The organism is Nitratidesulfovibrio liaohensis, from assembly GCF_011682075.1.
GTDB classification, from domain to species: domain Bacteria; phylum Desulfobacterota; class Desulfovibrionia; order Desulfovibrionales; family Desulfovibrionaceae; genus Cupidesulfovibrio; species Cupidesulfovibrio liaohensis.
Map to the genome: position 1 here is coordinate 1 of NZ_VSMK01000266.1, position 3,856 is coordinate 3,856.

General features: G+C 65.5%; 5 protein-coding genes. 3 read left to right on the forward strand and 2 right to left on the reverse strand.

Annotated elements, in window-relative coordinates:
* Positions 1-718 (reverse strand): acylphosphatase (locus FVW27_RS09985; protein ID WP_167124786.1); only part of this gene is annotated, 718 nt, incomplete at its 3' end.
* Between the two features lie 193 nt (positions 719-911).
* The gene (locus tag FVW27_RS09990; RefSeq protein WP_167124788.1) at positions 912-1,175 is read right to left on the reverse strand and encodes a hypothetical protein; all 264 of its coding nucleotides are present in this window, start codon (positions 1,173-1,175) and stop codon (positions 912-914) included.
* A gap of 25 nt (positions 1,176-1,200) precedes the next feature.
* Between FVW27_RS09990 and FVW27_RS09995 the strand changes: the two genes are divergently transcribed.
* The 3 genes from FVW27_RS09995 to FVW27_RS10005 form a co-directional block, all read left to right on the forward strand.
* Positions 1,201-1,767 carry a helix-turn-helix domain-containing protein gene (locus FVW27_RS09995; protein WP_167124790.1) on the forward strand — a complete coding sequence of 189 codons (567 nt, stop codon included), beginning with the start codon at positions 1,201-1,203 and terminating at the stop codon, positions 1,765-1,767.
* Positions 1,768-1,780: 13 nt separating this feature from the next.
* Positions 1,781-3,433 carry an AMP-binding protein gene (locus tag FVW27_RS10000; RefSeq protein ID WP_167124792.1) on the forward strand — a complete coding sequence of 551 codons (1,653 nt, stop codon included), beginning with the start codon at positions 1,781-1,783 and terminating at the stop codon, positions 3,431-3,433.
* Between the two features lie 264 nt (positions 3,434-3,697).
* Positions 3,698-3,856, forward strand: a 159-nt coding sequence (locus tag FVW27_RS10005; RefSeq protein ID WP_167124794.1) for an FAD-binding protein, incomplete at its 3' end; no start/stop codon positions are given.

Here is a 3,856-nt window from a genome sequence, read left to right on the forward strand (position 1 = left end):
CGGCCAGCGCGGTTGCCAGCGCCCGGATGGCCGGGGTGCCGGTGGGGCGGTCTGCGTCATGATCGTAGTCGGGTCCGGAGCCGGGCGAGGCAGGCGGGGCCGTTTCCGGTGTGGGGCCCTGCGGCGCACCGTCCACGTACCACACGCGCGGTCCGCACACCGGACAGGCGTTGGGCTGGGCGTGAAAGCGCCGGTCCAGCGGGTTTTCATACTCTGCCGCGCACTCCGGGCACAGCGGAAAGCAGGCCATGGAGGTCTTGTCGCGGTCGTAGGGAATGAACCGGGTGATGGTGTAGCGCGGCCCGCAGTTGGTGCAGTTGGTGAAGGGGTACAGGTGGCGGCGGTTGCCCGGGTCGTTCATGTCGGCCAGACAGTCGTCGCAGGTGGCCACGTCGGCGCTGATGAGCACCTCGTGCCCGGCGCCCCCGTCGCCGCTGGCAACTATCCGGAATCCGTCCTCGCCTTCCGCCACGGCCATGTCCTCGTGCGTGCACGAGACCACTCGGGCCAGCGGCGGCAACTTGTGGGCCAGGTCGTGCCCGAAGCCGTCCACCGATGCCGCAAGTCCTTGCACTTCTATGAACACCCCGGCGGCAGTGTTGCAGACCGTGCCGGTCAGCGCATGGTCGGCGGCGATGCGGTACACGAAGGGGCGAAACCCCACCCCCTGGACCTGCCCGGAGACGGTGAATTTGCGGCGCACGAGATCGTCTGGCATGCGGCGACCATAGCGGAAGACCAGCGGCGTGAAAAGGCATGCGGCGGAGGGGCGCCGCAGCCCGGAACCCCATGCCGTATCGCGCCGCTGGCGGGGGTGGCGGCCATCGCGCGTACTGCCTCTTCCTTTCGCTGGCGACCGCACGCGTTGCGGCAGGCGCCCGTATGGGCCTGTTGTCATGAAGGCGTCGCTCTTATAAAGTGCCGCAACGGTCGCGCCGCGTCGGGTGAGCCAGGTCGCCTTGCGTCAGCGGCCTGGGCAACTCCGGGGGGCCGCGGCGCGACCGGTACGCGGCCAGCATGCACCCGGTGCGCGGCAGATTTGCAATGGCGCGCAGCTGTTCGCGCGCGCAGTCGGGGGTATTTCCCTTGTACAGTGTGCGCGGGTCGGATAAGTAGAACGATTCCCACAGCATTTCTTCGTCGGGGACTGGCGGGGATTCGCCGTGGGCGTGCACAATCAATCCGCTTCAAGGAGGAGCCATGGGCGCTGACAAGCTTGGCGCGCGCGTGCGCAAGTACAGGGAAGACCGCAGCCTGAGCCGCGAGGAACTCGCGGACGCCGCCGGTCTCAAGACGGAATTCATCGCCGCCCTCGAGGACGACAACCTGTATCCGTCCATCGGGCCGCTACAGAAGCTCGCTCGTGCCCTGAACGTACGCCTTGGCACCTTCATGGACGACGCGGTGAGCCGCGACCCCATCGTGAGCCGCCAGGGCGACCGCGAGGCGGACCTGACCATGCAGAAGGCGCGCAACAAGTGCGCGGCCTTCCGCTTCCACTCGCTGGGCAAGGGCAAGAGCGACCGGAACATGGAGCCGTTCTTCATCGAAATCTGTCCGGAGCCCGCCGAGGACCGCAAGCTGTCCTCGCACCAGGGCGAGGAGTTCATCCTGGTGAACAAGGGTTCCATCCGCGTGGTGTACGGCAAGGAAGAACACGTTCTCGGACCGGGCGACAGCATCTACTACAACTCCATCGTGCCCCACTACGTGGGCGCCGAAGGGGACGCCCCGGCAGAGATCTACGCCGTCATCTACTATCCCTAGGAGTGGAAGGGGTATGGACGAATTCGCAGTGCGCGAACGGACCCTTGGCCAGATACTGGACGAGACCGTCGCCAAATATCCGGACAACGACGCGGTCGTCTACGTGGACCGCGACTACAGGCAGACTTACCGGCAGTTCGCGGAAGTTGTGGACGACCTGGCCAAGGGGCTGATGGCCCTTGGCGTGCAGCATGGAGAAAAGGTGGCCGTGTGGGCCACCAACGTGCCCTACTGGGTGGCCTTGCAGTTTGCCACGGCCAAGATGGGCGCCATCCTGCTCACGGTGAACACCAACTACCGCGAGCATGAAATCCGCTATCTGCTCACCCAGTCGGAGTGCGAGAACCTGTTCATCATCGACGGCTTCCGCGACCACGACTACGTGCAGACCATCTACAACATGGTTCCGGAACTGAAGACGCAGCCGCGCGGGCAGTTGCGCTGCCCCTCGCTGCCGCACCTGAAGCGGGTCATGTTCCTGGGGGCGGAAAAGCACCGCGGCATGTATTCCGTGCCGGAGATCATGAGCATGTCGGCCATGGTCTCGGACGAGGAATACGCCGAGCGCCAGCGCGCCCTTTCCCCGCACGACGTGGTGAACATGCAGTACACCTCGGGCACCACCGGGTTTCCCAAGGGGGTCATGCTCACCCACGTCAACATCGGCAACAACGGGTACTGGATCGGCAAGAACCAGCACTTCACCGAAAAGGACCGCGTGTGCCTGCCGGTGCCGCTGTTCCACTGCTTCGGCTGCGTGCTGGGGGTGCTGGCCGCCATCAACCACGGGGCCGCGCTGGTGATCCTGGAAAGCTTCAGCCCCATGCACGTCATGGCATCCGTGGACCAGGAAAAGTGCACCGCCCTGTACGGGGTGCCCACCATGTTCCTGGCCGTGCTGGAGCACAAGCTGTTCGAGCGCTTCGACTTCAGCTCCTTGCGCACCGGCATCATGGCCGGTTCGGTCTGCCCGGAACCGCTGATGCGCCGGGTGGTCGAAAAGATGTACATGCGCGAGATCACCATCTGCTACGGCCTGACCGAAGGTTCGCCGGTGATGACCCAGAGCCTGGTCACCGACCCCTTCGAGCGCCGCGTGCAGACCGTGGGCCGGGCCATGCCGTGCATCGAGGTGCGCATCGTGGATCCGGAAACCAACGAGGAAGTGCCGCGCGGCACCCAGGGCGAGGTGGTCTGCAGGGGCTACAACGTGATGAAGGGCTACTACAACATGCCCGAAGCCACGGCCGCCGCCATCGACGCCGAGGGCTGGCTGCATTCCGGCGACCTTGGCGTCATGGACGAGGACGGCTACGTGGTCATCACCGGCCGCATCAAGGACATGATCATCCGGGGCGGCGAAAACATCTACCCCCGCGAGATCGAGGAATTCCTGTACGGCATGGACGGCGTGCAGGACGTGCAGGTGGTGGGCGTGGCCAGCCGCAGGTACGGCGAGGAAGTGGGGGCGTTCATCATCCCCAAGCCCGGCGTGGAACTGGCGCCGGAAGATGTGCGCGACTACTGCCGTGGCCGCATTGCCTGGCACAAGGTGCCGCGCTACATCAGCTTCATCGACGCCTATCCCATGACCGCCAGCGGCAAGATCCAGAAGTTCAAGCTGCGCGAGATGGCGGAAGAACTGTTTCCCGAAGCCATGAAATAGTGCTTGAATGGTCTTTTCGTCCGTTGGCTGCGGCGTACCGTAGCCGGACGGAGGACGGAAAGCATTCCATCACGGTTCGACAACGCCCCCGGAGCCTGGCTTCGGGGGCGTTTTGCGTGCGGCTTGATTTCCGGTGCGGTTCCGCGCAGAGTGGAAGTGACCTGAAGTGTTTGCCCTGTCGAGGGGGCCTGCCGTGCACGCGGGATGGACCCCGTGCACCCGCAGGACGGGTCACGCAATGTCACGGAGCATCAAGGAACACGCATGTCGCTGGAAGCGGACGTACTCGTTGCCGGGGCCGGATTTTCCGGTCTGCGCGCCGCCTTGGCCGCCGCCATCTCGGGGCGCGGCCTGCGCGTCATCGTGCTGGCCCCGCACGAGGGCCCGGGCGGCTCGTCCTTTGCGGGGCATGCGGGTTCGCTG

Bases quoted from the DNA above. Each gene is read 5' to 3' on its own strand.
- FVW27_RS09995 (WP_167124790.1), top strand. From the start codon at position 1,201: ATGGGCGCTGACAAGCTTGGCGCGCGCGTGCGCAAGTACAGGGAAGAC.
- FVW27_RS10000 (WP_167124792.1), top strand. From the start codon at position 1,781: ATGGACGAATTCGCAGTGCGCGAACGGACCCTTGGCCAGATACTGGAC.